At 65.3% G+C, this 18,780-nt stretch carries 6 protein-coding genes; all 6 read right to left on the bottom strand.

Going from position 1 to position 18,780, the window contains the following annotated elements; translation table 11 throughout:
* Positions 1-29: 29 nt before the first annotated feature.
* The 6 genes from POL67_RS17645 to POL67_RS17620 all read right to left on the bottom strand — a co-directional run bounded on the left by POL67_RS17645 (position 30) and on the right by POL67_RS17620 (position 18,454).
* Positions 30-1,079, bottom strand: a complete 1,050-nt coding sequence (locus tag POL67_RS17645; RefSeq protein WP_271918539.1) for a hypothetical protein — start codon at positions 1,077-1,079, stop codon at positions 30-32.
* Positions 1,080-1,556: 477 nt separating this feature from the next.
* Positions 1,557-1,703, bottom strand: coding sequence for a hypothetical protein (locus tag POL67_RS17640; protein WP_271918538.1), 147 nt, complete (start codon positions 1,701-1,703; stop codon positions 1,557-1,559).
* A gap of 740 nt (positions 1,704-2,443) precedes the next feature.
* Entirely contained in the window at positions 2,444-3,283 is an 840-nt protein-coding gene (locus POL67_RS17635) for a hypothetical protein (protein ID WP_271918537.1), read from the bottom strand.
* Between the two features lie 134 nt (positions 3,284-3,417).
* Positions 3,418-4,131, bottom strand: a complete 714-nt coding sequence (locus tag POL67_RS17630) for a hypothetical protein (RefSeq protein WP_271918536.1) — start codon at positions 4,129-4,131, stop codon at positions 3,418-3,420.
* Entirely contained in the window at positions 4,128-11,084 is a 6,957-nt protein-coding gene (locus POL67_RS17625; protein WP_271918535.1) for a SpvB/TcaC N-terminal domain-containing protein, read from the bottom strand. Before POL67_RS17625 ends, POL67_RS17630 begins: the two co-directional genes overlap by 4 nt.
* Positions 11,085-11,095: 11 nt before the next feature.
* Positions 11,096-18,454, bottom strand: coding sequence for a Tc toxin subunit A-related protein (locus POL67_RS17620; protein WP_271918534.1), 7,359 nt, complete (start codon positions 18,452-18,454; stop codon positions 11,096-11,098).
* Positions 18,455-18,780 lie beyond the last annotated feature (326 nt).

Below are 18,780 nucleotides of genomic sequence, written 5' to 3'. Positions count from 1 at the left end.
ATCGTACATCTTCCTGCTCGAAGACGACTTCACCGGATGTCGAAGGGAACAACCAGGCCGACCCGGACAGCGCCGGTGAGACGGGGAGAGCGCCAGAGCTCCTTGCCGTCGACGATGAACAACCGCGGAAGGGCCACGTAGGCGACGTCCCCGTGTAGCTGGAGGCCCAAGAAGCGAGCGAGCCGGAGCTCTCCGCCGAGCCGCATGCCGAGGTCGATCACAAGGTCCTCATCGCTGATAAGCTTGATTCTCTGAGGGTCGAGCGAAAGCAGTGCCACGTCGCCGAACACACACGCGCGGGCGGAGACGCGGGGAGGGAGGACTACATGACGTCCGCATGCCAGGGCGGCCAGGCCCGCACGTTCAGCCTCCACATCGAGCTTCGTCGGCAAGGCCCAGGCGTGATCGTACTGCCCTTCGACCCCGATGGAGAGCCACTTCCACCGCGCCTCGATGCCCGCCGCGAGGCTCAGGGCGGTCTCCGGGGTACTCCACCAGGCAGCCCCCATGTTCGCGTAGATGGCGAGTTGCGGCAGCCGTGCCGGGCGCGCTAGGACCTTGGGTGCCGAGGGGGACGACTCGACGCGCTCATGAGTCGAGGGAGCTGGGGGCGGATCGGCAGATGAAGGCGCGGGCGTCGCAGACGAGCTCGAAGCCGCCGGGGCCGCGGGCGGGATCGTCAGTGGGTCGATGATGTCGCGCAGGTAGAACACAGTGCGATCAGCGAGCTGGTCGCAGCGCCAAAATTCCGCCTGGGTGACGTGGTTGGCGACAACCTCACCGTTCTCGTCGCGCGCCTCGATGTGAGCCTCGATCCGCTGCGGCGTGAGCACCAGCTTCACGGAGATCGAGCGTGGCGCGTCGTCAGTGAAGGGGTCGTGGCCCTTGAGCTTCGTGGAGAGGGCGGCCTTGATGTAGCTCTTGTCCGGGCAGTTCTTCGGAGCGTCGGGACCAGGGGCGTAGTCGAGGCGCCACGGCAGGACCTCGGACGACTGCGCCGTCGCCTCCGAGGTGCCGCAGAGCAGGGCCGCGACCAGCAAAAAGCGCGCCCTGAAAGGGCGTGAAGAGGCGTCCCGCATGACCTGAGAGAGCAGGTTTGTCCCCCCACCGCAGAGCATGCCCGTGGGGCGCGTGAGGCGCAAGCGTTCGTGGAACGCGACAGCGCTCGGCGTTGGTTTGTCCGTCGGGTCCTAACGTTGACGGTGCCCGGATTCGAGGACTAGCCTTAACGGCGTGCGTGCGTTCAAGACCCTGGCCTCGTACCTCGGCACGTTGATCGCCCTCGGGCTCGCGGCATGCGACGCGGAGAGCTGCGTCTCGATCACCGAGGGTTACACGATCTGCTACAACGATGCCGACGAAGAGGTCCCGTGCTGCGGACCGCCAGGAGAGAAGTACGCGTGCCCGCCAGATGCTGGGGATGATGCCGACGTGGATGCCGGCGACGACGCCGAGGCCGAGGCGGGCGACGATGATGGAGGCCCAGAAGCGGGCTCGTCGTCTGGATGCCCCGGGAACGCGGAGTGCATGGCGCCCGGTGGAGGCGGGTTCGACTACTACCCTTCGTACGTGTGGATGGGAAAGGAGACCGACCCGCTGCCGCCGCCGTTGCCTGCAGAGAAGTTCGAGAGCTGGGTGGACGTCGCCTTCGCCGAACCGGCATGCCCGACGTGCTCATGCTTGGCGCCGTCTGTGGGCTGCATACTGCCGGCCTCGTGGGACATAAACTCGACAGCCTGTCAAGATATCTCTCCACCCTACGTAACTCCGTTCGAGCCTCCAATCGCGTGGGATGGGAGTTGCACTTCGTCCACACAGATTCCAATGGGGACGTTGTGCGATGGAGTTCCCTGCGTCCGTTCGTTGGTGGTTGAACCGCCTATCGTTGCGCCATGCCTTGCAGAGCCGAGCATGCCTCCGGAAGGACAGCCCTTGCCGCCCCCCATGCGCACGAGGGTGATCGAATACGTAGCCGCCGGCATTGGAACGTGCGACTTGCTGCATATTTGCGTTTCTGATCCGCCGCCGGGGTACCGGCTATGTCGTGTCGCCCATGGGCTCGAAGCTGCTGCACCGTGTCCGGACGCATGGCCCGATCGGCATTCAGGTTGGCGAAAAGTGGAGGAGCAGCGGCTTTGCTCGGCCTGCACCTGCAGCGGGTCAATGGGAGGCTCTTGCTCGGTGCGCGTCAGGGTATATGCTGATCAATTCTGTACTAACGAGCAGGGCTCCCTTGTGTTGCCCTCGACCGATGGACCAAAGTGCACCGATTTACCCACCAGCACCGCACTCGGTAGCCAAGACGCCGAGATATTGTCCTACCAGCCTGGTACGTGCGATCCTGATGGGGGAGAAGTCATTGGCGAGGCGTTGACCGAGGGGCCTGTAACGTTCTGTTGCATTCCAGACCTCGCGCCGCCGCAATAAACTGGCGCTCGTCCAGTTAGAATTCGCAGATGCCGTTGAGGCAGCTCCAGGAAGCGCACTCGTCATTCTGCGTGCAAGGTTGCCCGTCCTTCAGGGCGCATCGGCCTTTCCCATCACACATGTGGCTGCCGTTGCAGGTAATGGTGGGATCCACTCCATACGTGTCGGTGTACCCGTAAGTGATGAAGAAGCATTCCCCCATAAGGTCGCAATCGTAGCAGAGAGGGCAAGGTTTCGAGCAGCAGAGCCCTTTTTCGCAGGCGCCGCTCGCGCATGCAGCACCCGACTCGCAGAACGCCCCGAAACAGATCGGGCAGCGCCCACCGGAGTTGCCGCAGTCGATGCCGGTCTCGTCTCCGTTCTTGATCCCGTCGTCGCACCGAACGCACAGCCCCTCCCAGCAGTAGCCAGCGGAGCAGTCGGCGTCCACGTTGCACGTCCCCGGGCACAGCGGGCACGAGCCGCCGCAGTCGACGCCGGTCTCATCCCCGTTCTTCACCCCATCATCGCAGCGCGAGCACACGTTCCCGGCCTCGCAGGTATGCCCCGGTTTGCAGTCCGCGTCCTGCAGGCACCCAATGCACGTACCCGCGCCGTCGCACACGCCAGGGCACTTGTCCGGGCCTGGGCATGAATCCATCATGCAGCGGAAGCCCACGCGCTCGTTGAAACTGTGACAGGTGCCGTCGCAGAGCCAACCCGTGCAGGCGGGCGGCCTGCCGCACTCGACGCCTGTCGTACACGGGCAGCCCTCGCCGCCGCCGTCGCAGGAAGCGCTACTGCACGAAGGCAAGATCCCAAGGCCGGCGAGGAGAAGTGTGAGGGTAATCGCCGCGAGGGAGTAACGAAGGCTCATCCGGACCTCCTTGGCCGCCGCGATGGTAACGCGAGGGCGCCAGCACTGATCAGCCCAGCGTGCATGCGACGTCGGACCCCACGGTCGCCACGTGAATACTCAAAGCGACGTTGGACAACTTGTCGGCGGGGCACTCAGTCCCGCCCAAAGTTCACAGGTTTGCACTGCAGTTCTGGCCCCGCCAAACGCTCAGGTAAAGGCTCGTCGCAGTCAGTCAGCTTTTCGGCATCCGGGTCCTTCGCCTGGTATGCTTTATCGAACAGCGTCATTCGTAACCGATCGCATCGGCTGTCGGCAATGATCCTCATGCCGGCGAGTGGGCCATCTTTGACAGTCCCACAGTGCTCAACACCGGGTTCAGGCCGAGCCGTGGCGATCAAGCCGATTGTTCTGCAGGTGAGACGCTTCTTGGTGTCATCGTCATCGTTCAGTATAAAGTGAAAGAATGCGCCCGGTCCGTTTTGGGGAACGGCGACGGACGTGAGCCCGTCCTCGTCGACGCTTGTCCGTCCGCAGATGTCGGCGGTCGACGAGATATCACAGTAAAGTGGCTTCCCACCGAATGCTCGGTTCGGATTATGCCGCCATCGCGCTACGAACCTCAATTCACGTGCAATGAGTTCACACTGATTGGACTGGCGAGTACCCGACACTCCAGCCTCTTCGCTTTCGTCTCCCCCACTTTCGCTGTTCGCATCCAGAGGCTGCGCGTCCGCCACTGAAATAGTGCTGGCGCGATCGGCTGGCGCGGACGAATCGCTGGCGCAACGCGTGCGAGAGGTCGTGCAAGCGATGGACAGGGGGAGGGCGAGCAGGATGCTGCCCGCACGTGGAACAGATATGGTCATGGAATGAGTCCTTGTTGGCGGGCCAGACCCATAAACCGGCGCTGCAGCTCGGCGAGCTTTGGGCCCTTCTCTGCCCTGGATGCCTTATGGACCTCGTTATTGTACGCTTGCGCGAACTCCCTACTGAGGGCGACCACCGCGGGCGTGCGACGTGATGGGTAGCCCGCATCAAAGAATATCTGGACTTCCTCGAATCGACGTTCCGTCAGTCCTTCGATGGCCCCCTTTCCCCGGTGCTGAGGTTCCTGCGATGTCACCGTATCAAGCATTAGGGCAGCCACCTCATCACTGGTCGCCTTGCGCTTTAGCGCATCAAGCGTCTTCGACTTTCCGTTCTTGTAGAGCGCGCCGTTAAAGCCTTGGCTGACGAGCGCGTCGAATTCACCTTGAGTCAGCGCCACTCCCTTCAGGCGCGTACGGATCTCTTTCGCTTGGCCTTCCAGATCCCGGCTCAGGAGGTCCTTTGCCTCGGCGTCATCTAGCTCTGTTCCGTACCTACTCCTGACTTTGCTGAGTTCTTCTTCATCTCCAATGTCATGACCATATCCGATGCTTAGCCCGATCTCGACCTTCCGCTTCATGGGGGCGCCCGGGGCAAGCTCGCGCTCTGCGACGAACTTTTTCAGCGATTCGCTGGGCTTCAGCTCCGAGACCGGCTTGCGCTCGGACGCGGCGCGACTCTTGTCGAGCTCCTGCTCCTTGGGGACCGGCTTAGGTGCAGGTTGCTCATCCTCTTTTTTCGGCTCCGGAGGCGGTAGGCGCTGCATCTGCTGCGCCCGATGCTCCGCCTGCACATCAGCGGGCGTCCGAGGAGGACGTACCATTGTCTGCTTGACAAGCGCCTGGCGCCCATCCGGATCAACAAAGCGGAGGGGGTTATTTCGGCCATACGCATACAGATTCGGCCCATCCACCATCCCCGCCGGGTCCGTGCTCGTCCACCGCCCGAGCCATGGCGCGTAGTACCTCGCCCCGTGGTAGTAGAGGCCCGTCTCCTCGTCCCGCTCCTTGCCCGTGTATCGATACCGCTTCGCGCTCACCTCCACACCGCTCGCCACCGCGTGGAAGGCCGTCGTCCCGAAGGGGTGGTATTCCTCGTAGGAGATGACCAAGCCGGCGTCGTCGAGCTCCAGCGCGGCCGAGCCGAGGTGGTTGCCGAGCTGGTAGCGCACGCGCGACGACACCACGAAGTTCGCCACCGAGGCATCAACAGTCTTCGTCTCGGCCAGGGCGATGCGCTGGGCCCCATCCATCACATGGAGCGTCTCGCGCTCGAGGACCAGCGAGCCCGCCTCGCTCCTCCGGTAGATCTCGAAGCCCCCGAGGTAGATTCGCTCCTCGACGATCCCGTTGTGCTCCCAGACCTTCCGGACGCGCTGCCCTGCGGCGTCGTACGTGAAGTACACCTTGCCGCCGCCGCCCTTGTCGACCGCGCGCTTCTGGTCCTTGAAGTCCCACCCGATGCTCAGCAGATGCGGCATCGAGGTCATGTTCCCGTGAGCGTCGTGGCCGTACTTCGCCGAGAAGTCCCCGTCCGCGTCACCAGGTAGGCTCGTGCGGAGGAGCCGGTTGTTTTCCGGCGCGACGTCGTAGCGGCGCGTCCAGCTCCCCGAGAGGCCCACGACCTCGTGGATCATCTTCTCGATGTTGCCGACCGCGTCGTACTTGTAGCGCTCGGTGTAGTTCCGGAGGGCCTGCGGGTCGTTCGGGTGCGGCACGTTGAGCAGCGGGAAGCCGCCCTCGTCCTGCTGGATGTCGGCGTTCTGCCCTGCGTGTTCGCGGCCTGTCGCCTCGATCAGCCTGGACAAGGCGTCGTACTCGTATTTCCAGACCGGCTCGACCGGGCCATTGTTGAAGACGGTCTTCTGCGCGAGATCGGCGATATCGACGACATTACCGACGGGGTCGTAGGTGTAGCGAAGGTCTTGTAGAAGCGCCCCGTCCGAGGACCTGGTCGTCTTGATCCTTATCGGCCGGAACGTGAGCGGGTCGTAGCTGTACTCGGTGAAGGCGCCGTTCCCGTAGACGATCTTCTCCCGCTGGCCCTTCGCATCGTAGTCGATATCGTCGACGAACGTCGTCCAGTTGACCGCCCCTCGCAGCCGCACTTCTACCTGCTCGAGTAGGCCCGCTTCGTTGTACTTCGGCCGGATCTCGCTCTGGTCCGGCGTGGTGAGGCTCGTCGGCCTGTTCAGCGCGTCGTATTGTGTCTTCTGGACGAACGTCTCCGCCTCGAGCACCGGCGAGGCCGACCAGTCGATGTCGCCCTTATAGTTCTTGGCGAGCCGCCTGTGCACCTCGAGGGGGTTGCCATTGAAGTCGTAGGCCACGTGCGTGACGAGGCCGGCGCCGTCCCTGACCTGGTACACCTTCCCGCGCAGGTTCGCGGCCTGCGCGTTCGGCTGCCCCTCCCCGTAGACCGTCGTCTCCGCCAGGATCTCCGCGCCCGCGTCCTTCTGCACCCAGAGTTCCGTGCGCCGGTGAAGTGCATCGTAGACCGAGCGGATGACATGCCCGCGGCTGTCCCAGCTCCTGATCGGGTTGCCGAGCACGTCGAAGAAGGTCCACCGCTCGCCCGCGTCGATGCTCTTCTGGCTGAGCGGCCGGCTCAGCATGTCGAAGAATTGCGCCATCGCCGTGTTGCCTCGGGCGTCGATGACGGCGACAGGGTTGCCCTCGATGTCGAGCGTCGTCGCGGTCGTGTACTTCCCCGAGGCCCCGTTATCCTCGACCTTCACCACCGGCCGGCCCAGGACATCCAGGAGAAGCGCCGCGGGGGTGCCGGCGTGCTTGGCGGCGAGCAGGGCGGCGCGCTGCTCCTGGGCCGACGGTGAGGGCAAGGCGCCAGCCTGCCGGGCCGCGTACCACGCGCTCTCCAGAACCGTGTCGTTCTCGTCCCAGCTCGTCTGCCTCCAGGGCGTGAACTCTACGCGGGAGAACGTGCCGTTCGGGTGATCGGTCCTGACGAGTCGCCCGAGGGGGTCGTACCGGAGGATGGGCGTCACGCCCCACTCGACGAGCTCCTTCTCGTCCTCGTACTCGTGCGTCGCGCTGAAGAAGGGCTCGTACTTCTTGACCGGATTGCCCTTGTTGTCGAACACGGTTCGTCCCGTCCCCACCCAGCGGACGGTCGTGTTCTCGAGGACGAGCTGCCCCTGCGCGTCCTTGACCAGGATGCCGTTCTGGTCGCGCTTCGGTGCCGGCCCGGCCTCGGCGCGGGCCTTCTTCATGACCTCGCGCCCGAGCCCGTCGGGGTACGTGTAGCTATGCTGCCAGGGCGTGCCGGGATCCCCATGCCGCTCGCGCGCCGCGGCGTGCACGACGTTCGGCTTCTTGTCCTTCCACCAGCGCTCGAGGTCGTACTCGAACGTAGAGGTCGGCTCCGCGAGCGTGTCTCCTTCGCCTGCGCCGACCTTACCCATGACCGCCGTGGCCACGACCAGCCCGAGCTCGTCGAGCTCTACCGCAGTGCGGTTCTTGTTTGGGTCGGTGACCAGGACTGGGGACATCGTGCGGTAGTTGTTCTCCGCCGTGATCTCGTTGCCCAGGGGATCGACGACCGAGACCACGAGCAGGTTGTGGCTGTCGTAGCCGATCTTCGTGGTTTGTCCCAGGGGGTCTCTGACCTCGATGGGCAAGTAGAACCCGGTCGGCTCGAAGATCTCCCGTCCACTCCGGATCCAGAACAAGCCACCTTGCTCGACGTACCCGCCCTCGGCGAGGAGCTGCGGCGTGACGCGCGAGCCGTACGCCTCGGCAAGCAGCCCCGGCGTGAAGGCGAGCGCGTAGGTCTCGTAGGGCAGCGCGAGCCCGTCCATGGCCCCGAGAGGCAGCGGGCCGGCCAGGGTCGAGCTGTCCCAGTAGAGGTGCCTCACGTGCTCGACGAGGCGCTTCTGGAGGCTGCCATCGGGGGTGGCCTCGTAGGGGATGGTTACCGCGTTGTTCACCGAGGCGAGGACGTCGGCGAACGGCAGGCACGCGCTCTGCGTCTTCGGCAGGCCCGTGAGCTCGTACGTCCGGGTCTCGACGGGCACCCCGAGCCGGTAGAAGTCCGGCGAGCTGGGCTCGTTCGCCACCGCGGCCTCGGTGATCGTGGCGAGCAGCCCCTGCTCGGGCAGCTCCATGCTCCGTCGCGCGTAGGCGACCGTCGCCGAGCGCGTCACGTGCCCGAAGGCATCCGCCTCGAGCGCCAGGGTGTGGACGACGCGCGTATCCTTCGGATTCCGCTCGTAGTGGGCTTCGAGCTTCTCCCGGACGTACGGGAAGAAGACCGCGTGCGTCTTGTCCGTGGCAGATTGCAGCTTGCGGATCTCGTGGCTGGCCGAGGTGACGAGGTACGGGTGTTCTTGCTGCGGCGAGCCGTCGAGCCCGTAGATCTCCTGCCGCAACATCTGGCCCTTGAGGGCCCGCGCCGCCTCCCGTGCCTCCTTCGGGCTCATGCCTTGCGGAAGAACGGCGTCAGGGAGCATAGGCTCCTGCGCGTTGAGCGCGTAGTACTCCCTCGCGAACTGCTTCTCGATCTTGTCCTTCTCGAAGAACGCGCCCGTGTGGAACCAGGTCTTCGTCTGGACCGGCGGGAGGTGGAGCTCGTTCTCGGAGAACGACTCAGCATCCCATTGTTCTACAAGGCCGAACCCCCTGAACTCCTTCTCCGCGCTGTCGTAGTAGCCGTGGTGGTAATTGTATGTGCTGACGAACTTCGTGCCGCTCACGGCGTCGTGGGTCTCGACGCGGGCGAGCACATGCACCGGAAAGGGCAGTCGCGTGACCCAGGGCGTCCCGTTCTTCAAGTCCTCCAGGTAGAACTTCGTCGAGGGTGCGTACTCGAGCTTCGTCTCCGCCCCGAGGTTGTTCTTCACCGCGGTGAGCAAGTACGGCTTCTTCGAGCCCAAGAGGTCGATGTACCGCATCGGCGGCTGCGCCACGCCCTTCCAGGGCGAGGACCAGACGATGCAGGCGGTCCCCTTGCCCAAGAAGTCGAGCACCGAGATCGGCGACCCGAGGTCTGCCGTGGGGAACCCCGGCAGCTTCTCGACCTTGCTCCAGCCATTGCCCGCCTGGTTGAAGGCGATCTGGATCCCGTCGGCGCCGATGTAGAGAATGTCCGTGGTCCCCGAGCCGTCGATGTCCGCGAGCCGGATGCGCCGAGGATCGAAGCGGAGCGGGTCATCGAACCGCGGCGCGTTGCTCATCTCCACCTTGGGCCCCAGCCGCCCGAGCCCACGGTTTGGCCAGTAGCAGATGCTGCCGTTCTTGATCCGCACGATGTCGGGCATGCCGTCGCCGGTCATGTCCGCGACGAAGACGATGCCTCGATTGTCCCGGTACACCTCCGTTGGCGCCAGGTCCTCGTCGAAGACCATCGGCAGATTGCGCGGCGGCCCCCAGCCGTTCTTGCCGAGCGAGGGAAACCAGATGTGCACGTGCCCGCTCGTGAAGATGATGTCCTGCTGGCCGTCGCCGGTGATGTCGATGAAGCGCACGCCCGGATCGTTCCAGGGGATATTCGGATGAGACGCGAAGGGCATGAACGGCCCCCATTCGCCATCCGCGGTGCGCTCGTGGATCCCTGAGCCTGTCCTGTTGAAGAACACGAGGCTCGGGCGGCCTTCGTGCTCGAGATCCAGAAGCTCCGTGCGGCCCATTGTGGGTGCAATGGCATTGGGACGGCGCACGAGCTGCCTGGCCGGCGCGAGCTCGCCCTCGCCGAGGTTCTGCTTGTAGAACAAGCCCTCGCCGTGCTGGACAAGAACGCCGGGCAAGCCCTCGCCTTCGAGATCAACCCACCGCGCCCGCTTGCCGTCGACGTTGCCGAGGTCCGCGGTGTACTCCGGGTCGACCGTCTGTACCTCGGTGTTGAGCTCGGGCAGGGAGTAGCCGAGCTCGAGCGGCGGCAGCGACTTCTTCGAGTAGCCGCCGTTCTTCTGGATGTACCCCGACTGCGTGACCGCGACGAGCTGCGAGAGGGTCGCCGCCTCGGCATAGGTGAAGTCCGTCGAGCGCACCAGAACGGGCTCAGCGCCGAGCTCGGGGATGTGGTGGAAGACCAGAACGCGCCGGCAAATGCGGTAGGTGCGGATCTCGAAGGTGGCCCTGTAGCTCGAGAACGGGTCCTTTCGGCAGGGCCACGGCTTCCCCTCATTCGGCGTCGGGGTCTCGGCGTCGTGCTCACCGTAGTCGAAGACGACCTGGAAGTAGAAGTCGTCGGCCTCGCCGGGCTTCTTGTTCCCATACCGAATGCGCTTCAAGTAGCTGTTCGAGAAGAGCTTGGGATCCTCGTGCCGGTGCTTCTCGTGGAGCGACTTCGGCACGCTCGCCAGGTCTTCGACCTTGTATTCGTACTGGACGACGTTTCCCCGCGTGTCCTCGGTTCGCTCGAGGAGCCAGGTGAAGATCCGGTCGGGGTACAACGCATCGGCAACCCGGGCAGTCTTCGACTTGCCATAGATGTGCCGGATGTTGTCTTTGGTCGTCACCTGCCAGTAATGGGCGCCCGCCTCGGTGATGCGCTCGACGCGGGCGAAGGCCCCCTCGACGCGAGGCTGATAGCGCTGGATCCTCCGGCCCTGCTCGGTGGTGATCAGCTTCTTCCCATCCGGACCGAGCACCGGAACAAGGTCCTCGGCGCCGGACAGGATGATCGTGTCCGTGTCCCATTGGTCTGTGTATTCGGGCAGGCCCTTGTCCGTCTTGCGGGTGATCGACGGAACCGAGAGGTGCCAGCCGACGCCGAAGGGGCCGTTTCCGGTCCCCGAGTCGTAGGTGAGCGCGAGCTCGGGTGTGAGGCCCCTGCAAGGCGTCGTCGCGATCGGGACGTTGAACGTGCCCGTGCCCATGGCGACGTTCGCGTTGAACTTCTCCCCGAGCCCGCGCACCGCACCGCCGCCCTTGGGCAGGGAGGGGTTGGGCGCCTTCACCGTCGGCCTGGGGACGACCGAGGACCGCTTCGGCACGCCCTCCATGATCAGGCCCCCTGCCGGGAGAAGTCGCAGAGGACCCAGATGTTGTCGAGGCCCTCGCCCACGGGGCCTGCAGCCGAGAGTGTCCACGAACCGGCAGCCCAGGATGTTCCGGCGGCCGGCGTCAGCGTCGGGCTCACGGCGAGGGTGTCGAGCGCGCCGGGGCCCTTCCCGAGCGTGGTCTCCACGGATGCAGCCGACGGCGGCGCGACGCTCATCGTGAGAGGCGCACCAGCGAAGTAGGCCTTGGCGTCTTTCCAGGCGGCGAACAGCCGCACGGCGTTGATCTGCGGGGTGCCGCCATTGCGAGACCTCGGGAACACGCTCTTCTCGAGCGGCAGTACAAGCGTCTGCACTGCCCCGGCGTCGGGCGTGAAGAAGTGATGCCACTCCGTCGGGAACTCGTCCTTCAACGAGAACAAGCGCAGGCCCGAGAGGAGCAGCGCGGTGTTCTTCTGCGCTTGGGTTTTCAATGAGTCTCCGCCGTCGATTGCCGTGTAGCGGACGTGGAGAACAACGTCGCTCACGGCGTCGAGGTCGGTGTTGTTCGTCGAGAGCTCCAGTTTCCACGTGCCGATGGCACCCGCGCCCTCGAAGGGCAAGTACCGCTCGTCGCGCAGAGACAGCTCGAAGACGCCCGCGTCGTTCTGCGCGCCGCTGATGGCGAGCGAGATCGGGGCGACGTACGGCGTGGTGAATCGGCCGTCGCCCAACTTCTCGGCGTAGCCCCCGGTGAGATCGGCGCTCTTCCGGACGCGGCTCTTCACGAGCGTGAGCGTGGCATTGAGCGTGCCGTAGGCATCCGTCACGCAGGGGACGGAGAGGCTGACGGTCTTGATCCGGCGCAGGTAGTGCCCCGGGAAGTCGAGGTCGAACTCGAGCTCGGGCACGTCGAACTCGCAGACGCCCTTCTGCTTCAGCTCGAGGAGCTTCTGCGGGGCGAGCTGCGCGAGGGAGATGTGCTTCGTGAGCTCGTACTCGCGCTTGTTCTTGTCGAGGTACGCGGCCTCCATCTGCCGGAGCTGCTGCAACAGCTTCTCCCCTGCGAGCAGGCCGTTTCTCGTATTGTCCCAGTGCGTGAGAGAGACGTCCGGGGAATCCTGCGCGAGTTCGTGCTTGAACGCCTTCGCGGCCCGCCTGGCCATGCCGAGCGCGAGCTTGTACGCGTCGAAGTATACCGTCGAAATCTCGTTGATCGTCCAGGAATAGAGCGCCTCGTTGGTGAACTTGTCGCGCAGCGTGGCCTCGACGACCTTGGCGTTCTCCACGATGAGGTCGTGGTTGTCGAGGTCCTTCTCCACGAGCGCGAGCCTGATCTCGGCAGCCAAGATCTGCTTGTCGAGCTGCTCGATCTCCTTGGCAGCGATCTTCTCCTGGAGCCTCCAGTCCTCGGCGCGGCGGGTGTAGTAGCCCATCGTCGCGCTCATCGCTGCACCGTCGCGCATCAACGACGCCACCACGCCGAGGGCGTTGCCAAACGACTCACCGGACTTCGCCGCGTTCTCGCCCCCGTACACGACCAATGCAGCGGGGCTGGCGATGCCAGCGCCGCCCGTGATTGCCGTGGGAAGAAGGTAGGCCCCCGCTGACTCGGTGTGCGTGACCTGGACGAGGGCCTGGGTGATGGCGGCGGCGCCTGACATCACCATCGCTTGCTCCTCGTAGGAGTTCATGAACGGCAGGCCCTTGTAGTGCTGGTATCGGATCGCGGCGGCCTCCCGAGTCTTCTTCAGGCCCGCGAGCGTCTGCTTCGCCTCGTCAATCTGCCGCTTCTTCACCTCGCGGGTTGCCGTGAGTACTGCCGCCTCGTGCGTCGCACGCAGCAGGGTCAGCTTTTCCGCGTCCTTCTTCTCGAGCGCGGAGAGCAGGGCCGCGCCCAGGGCGATCACGCCGCCGCAGAACTCCATCGCCTTGGCGTGCAGAACCCCGAAGCGGTAGTGGGGCATCGGCACGACCTCGCTGACGTCCTTCCAATCAACGCCCATCGCCGCGGCCTTCACGAGCAGCGCCGGATCGATCGGCGGCGCAAAGAGCGGGAGCGGGCGTGCCTGGCCCTCGATGTTGAGCCCATGCCTGACCTTGAAGAGCCGGTCCGCGACGAGATCCCAGTACCCGAGGAGTTTGTCGTTCGGCGGGATCGCGAAGTGGGCCGCGTCGATGAGCGGAACATCCCCGGGGCCGTTGAGCTCGGGTACGAGGTTCTCGAGGTCGGCGAGCGGGGCGGAGGCAAGAAGCTCTGCGTATGTCTTCGGAGCAGCCTCGGGCTGCTTGTTCAGATCGGGCTTCGGGCCGAGGATGTCCGCGGCGAGGATGTAGAGCCCCGTCGCCTCGTTGATGGCCTCGCGCGTGTCCTGGGAGAACAAGTAGTCGCCCCAGGCGATCAGGTTGTCGATGTACTTCATCACGACGGCCCGCTGGTACGCGATCGATCGCATCCGCGCGATGAGGTGCGGGTTGAACGGCTCCTCGCGCCACGCCTCGATCTGCGCAGCGAGCTCACCAATCGCTTCTTCATCCCCTGCCGCGAGCGCCGCGAGCTCGGATGCGAGCGTTTTCGGGTCGGCCTTCTCCCGGAGCGGCTTCACCTTCCAGAACCGCTCGGGCCCGCTTCCGGCTCCGGGGGTGGGATCGAAGATGCGGTGGAACCAGCGCTGGGCCTCCTCGTGCCTGTGGTTCTTCATGAGCATGCAGGCGATCAAGAAGGGCGCGTGGAAGAAGACCTCCCAGTTGTACTGGCTGTAGGCTCCGCCGAACGAGAAGTCGATATCGTCGGCGGGATATGGCGTGGCCACGACGAGAGGCGTAGGTGCATACTTTGCGTCGAAGAAGCTCTCGCTGCGAAGCTGGACGCTCTTGCCGTTCGCGGGCCACCCGAAGAGACCATCGATCCCGTCGCGCTCGAGCGCCTCCAGCAAGGCGCAGGCGTGCGGGTGATAGAACACCTCGAACCGCACCTGCCGCGGCTCGAGCTCAACCGAGACGACCGGGGCGATGTCGATCTGCGGATTGAACGGTCCCGTAGGCATGCCGGGCAGGCACTGGATCCACGGGTTCTGCTGCACCTCTTGTTCGCCGACGTCGCCTTCAGGACGCTGCGTCATCTGAACGAAGAACGTTCTCTCCTGGTCCTTGTAGAAGAATGGCGGAAAGCCAAGGTTCCACTTCAGCGCCAAGGCCAGATGGGTTCCCCGGTGAGGGACGACCATCGCATATGGCCCCGGTGTCTTTCCCAAAACCTGTACATCCTTGTCCGTCAGCGCGAAGCCCCGGAGCCAGAGCCCCACGGTGTCGTCACTTGGGACGAACTCCATTCCTTGAAGGGACGTTCCGAGGACAGCCGAAGTCTTCCAAGTGGCGGATGACTTCACGACCTCGAGCCGTCCGTCGCACCCGAGCACGAGCTGGTAGACGCGGCTTGAGCGGTCGGGAGGCGCCGCCTCCTTGACCGCGCAGGAGATCGCTAGCTTGCCCGCCTCCAAGGAGGGCCAGAGCGAAAGCGCGACGGGATCCCCGTCGGGCATTGCGATGGCGAGCGGCTCCTCGGGGCCCACCTTGCGCGGCGACCAACGTCCGTTCTGCCGTTCGCTCCACGCGACGCGCAGCCGCATTGGCTTCTTCTTGATCGTCGGAGCCTTCGGTCCCGGCGACTTGTGCGGCTCATCGATGTCGACGTCGATGTCCGGCTGAGGTTTGCCGCCATCGTCGAGATCGTACTCCTTCGGCTTCTTGTAGCCCGTGGGCTTGCCGCCCTTCGGCGCGGGGGAAGCCTCAGTCCCCGTGTCTTCGGCCTCCTCGAGCAGCGCCCAGAAGAAGTAAACCCGGCGGTTGTGTACGACGGCGAGAAAACAGTCGCTCTGGATGTCGAGGTCGAGCTTCTCCCACGAAGTCCAGAACCGACCGTGGAGGCGCTGGCGATAGAAGTAGACGCGGGGCGTCGTATGCGTGCGGGCGATGATGTGCAGGGGCGCAGTCGTGGGTCCCCCAGGGACGCCTGCGTCCCGGTCGTTGCAGATTGCAACGACATTCAGATGGGCAACATCGTGAAGCTTCTGCAGGTACTTACGGAATGCCCCCTCGGCGCGGGCGTCGGTGATGTCCCCCTGGAGTAGCTCGCTCTCGAGCTCCTTGAAAAAGGGCGTCTTGTCGTCGCGCAGCTCGGGCTCGATCCAGTTCTCCGGGTGGAAGAAGATCTTTCGGTTGGCCTCCCAGACCCGGGAGTTCTTCGTCCAGGACCATTGCGCGGCGGCCTCGTCGTCGAAGGACGTGACCGCGGGCTCCAGGCCCATGAAGCAGCGCTGCACGAAGCGTTGCACGGAGCTGATCGCCTGCTGGATGCGCGACGTCGTCGGCTTCGGGCTCATCTCCACGTCGACGAGCAACTCGGCGAAGAGTTCGTTCGTGGAGTCGTACTTGCCCAGCGCGAGCGCGGCGGCGACGAGCGCCTTGCGTTGTAGTTCGCGCAGATCGTTGCGAAGGACGCGCCCGATCTCGGGCCAGGCGTCTTCGGTGTACTTCGCCTTCACGGCCAGGCGGACATCATCTGCAAGAGCCGGGGCGGTGAGCACGGCGGGGTCGGCGCTCTCGATCGGAGCCGTTGTGGTGGCCCAAGAGATGGCCCGCGTCGCGGACACGCCGAGTCCCTTCACGACTTGGATCGCGTTCCAGAGACGGCCGACCGCAGCCTCGTTCTCGCAGCTCGAGGGGAAGACGAGGCCGAGCTTGTTGACGAGGACATCCAGGTCCGCAGCGGGCAGCCCAGCGCGCTCGGCGACGGCCGAGAAGAACGCGGAGGCGTCCGCCTTGGTCTCCTCGAGCAGCGCCGAGAACGCATCGAGCAGGCCGGGGGCCGGCGGCGCGGGCGTGGCCGGGGCCTGGGAGAAGACGTCCACGAGCTCGGCGCGCGAGGTGCCGAAGTGCGCGAGCAGGATGTCCGTCTCCTCGGCCCAGACGTTGAACGGCGGCGCCGGGGGGAACTTCCCCTGCGCGAGCGCCTTGTAGGCCGTGAAGCGCGCCGTGCCGTGGATGGGCTGGGGTGAGAGCGCGAGCTCCTCCGCGGTGCCCACGGTCTTGATGTGCGCGTCGAGGACGACGGACGGGTCAACCGCGTGGGCGAGGCGGAACTCGAGAATCTCGTCGGCGAGGTCCACATACGGCACCTCCGTCAGGGTGTTCTCGCAGGAGAGCTCGATGCGTGAGAGGTCCGGGCGCCGGGCGAGAAGAACATCACGGGCCGTCGTAGGATCACCGGGCTTGTTCTGGGTTGCCGGGTAGCGGCCGAGGAAGTCGAGGACGTCGACGAGGTAGGCAGCCGGGCCGTAGATCGACGCGCAGTGCTCGCAGGCGAGATTCTGCGGGCCGAAGATGTCCATGAGCGCGGCGGCGTCACCCGTGCTTGTGAGGTCCGGAGCGGGGAGGACATAGAGCCCAGGCGGCCGAGCGATGGAGGCAAACTTCCCGAAGAGCGCGAGGGCGCCGCTCGTGATCTGCTGAGCCTTCTGAAAGAGGCTCTCGGCCTTGGACTGGCCCCCGAGCACCTGGCTGTACGACTTGATGAACGCCGGCTTGCCGAGCTTCTGGATGTTCTGCGCGGAGTGGATGCCCGCGGAGAAGAGCAGGTTCATCTCGGTGGGGCTGGGCGTCACCTTGAAGAGGCGCTCGAGGGCCTCGAGGTCTGCCGTCGCGGTCTTCGGGGAGGACAGGCCGTCGAGGGCACCCGGCTTCTCCTGCAAGTAGGAGCGCACCTGGGTCTTGCCGATCTCGAAGTCCGGGTTCTTCGAGAAGAACAGTGCGAGGTCTTGATCCGCCTTGCCCTGGAGCTGCCCCGCGAGCGCGGCCGTGGGGAGGGTGTTCGCCAGCGTGTCGGTCAAGAGCAGCGCGTAGTTCGCGATCTTCTCCTTGTCGTCGGCGCCCTGCAAGTCAGGCGGGGCGCCGATGGGTGCGCCGTCGACGCCCTTCTCGAGGAAACCGAGCCAATCGGGGACGGCAAGTCTCGCGAGGTCAGCGAGCGACGACCACTTTCCGCTGCGACGCCATTCGTCGAGGGCACGAACAAGGGGCAGATGGTGGCGACTGAGCGTGGCGAGCTGCACGGCGAGCTGCACGCGGTCGACGAGCCCTTCTTCTTTGAACAACGGGAGCTCGCGAAGTCCCTGCCAGAAGCTGTCGACCGGCCCTTCGTACTGGAGGTAGGCCGAGACCAGCGCTTCCTGCGCATCCCGGGCGGGAAGAACGATGGCGAGGAGATCGCCCAGAGAGATCCCGGTCTCCACCGGCTCGAAGGCGAGCTGCACGGCGGCCTTGTGGAGCGCTGCGAGGATGGCGTCGACCTGCTCCCGGAGCATCGCCGGAATCAGGTTGTGCTCGAGCGCGAGAAGAAGCGCCCGGAGCTGCTCGGATGGCCTCGTCATGAGCAAGCCATGGCGCTCGCGGGGGAGTCCTTCGTGGAACAACCCGTAGAGGGCCGCGGGGTGAATCCCGAGGGCGCGTGCGAGCTGCGTGGCCGTGACGAGGGCGTCGAGGTCATCCAGATCGAGGCGCAGGCTGCACGCGAGGTGGCGAATGTCCTCCCCGGTGAGGTCCGTCAGAGAGGCGCTGCGGATGGCAGGGGCCAGAAGAAGAACAAGGCGCTCGTAGGCCGAGGGGCCGCGGTAGATCTCGCCGCCCATCACCAGGTTCACGGTGGCCGTGGGTGGCGCGTGGCAGAGCTTCTTCTCGGCCGTGACGGCGCGCTCCGCGTCGTACACGCGCACGACAAGATCAGCAGCCGACTTCCGGTGCCCGCGTCCGGGGCCGGGATCGAAGAGCGCCACGTCGAGCAGCGTGCCGGTGTACTCGAAGTCCTGGGCGAGCTTGTCGGCCGCGTAGGCAATACGGTAGCTGCCGGTGTCGCTGGTCGTGGCCTCACCGAGGAGCTGCTCCTCGCGGAGGTTCCGGTTGTAGGCGCGCACGACGAGGCCCGCGCGTGGCGCCCCCGCGGCCGTGACCACCCGACCACGCACGATGAAGGGGCCCGGGGTGAAGCTGCGTGTACTCGTCGAGCGGTTGAGCTCGATGCGCACCGCGCTCTCCGGGCGATCGACCCGCCAGACGACCGAGCGCTCCGTGCTGGCGATACAAGTGACGCCCTCGAAGACGCGGAAGAACAACACCGGGACGCGGTCGAGGAAGAGCTCGCGCAGGTGCCGGGTCTCAAGAACAATGCGGAAGATGCCGAGCGCGTCGGAGAAGGTGCACGCGACCAAGTCGTTGCAGAGCCGCCCCTTGTCCCACGCCTCGACGCGCACATCGGGCAGTCCTTGCCCGGTCTGGATGTCGACGACTCGCCCCGTGAGGATGTACTCGCCGCCCCCGTGCCCCTGCTGCATCGCGACCTCCCGTTCCGGTGGCGATGATAACGCCGGACGGGCACAGGCTGCTCGGACTCCGTGCAGCACATCGGACCGAAAATGTCACTTCCGCCAGCAGCACGAGAACCGTCGAAGGTGGACGAAGCCCGTGCCCAAGACATCTACAACGGTGGAAGGACGCGCGAAGCGCGTGCAGGTAGGAACATGTGGGTAGAAGCTGAGGGAGAGTCGTTGCTCCCGGGGTTCCGAGCTGGTCGTCTTCCGCCTCGGCGGCCGACGCCTACTACATGCTCGGGGAGGACGACGATGAGTGGGTGTTGCGGGCGAATAACCGCGAGGAGATG

Origin of the sequence: Polyangium mundeleinium, assembly GCF_028369105.1 — a bacterium.
Lineage (GTDB): Bacteria > Myxococcota_A > Polyangia > Polyangiales > Polyangiaceae > Polyangium > Polyangium mundeleinium.
The sequence above is the reverse complement of the archived record's forward strand: the minus strand, read 5'-3'. Positions and strand labels throughout refer to the sequence as shown.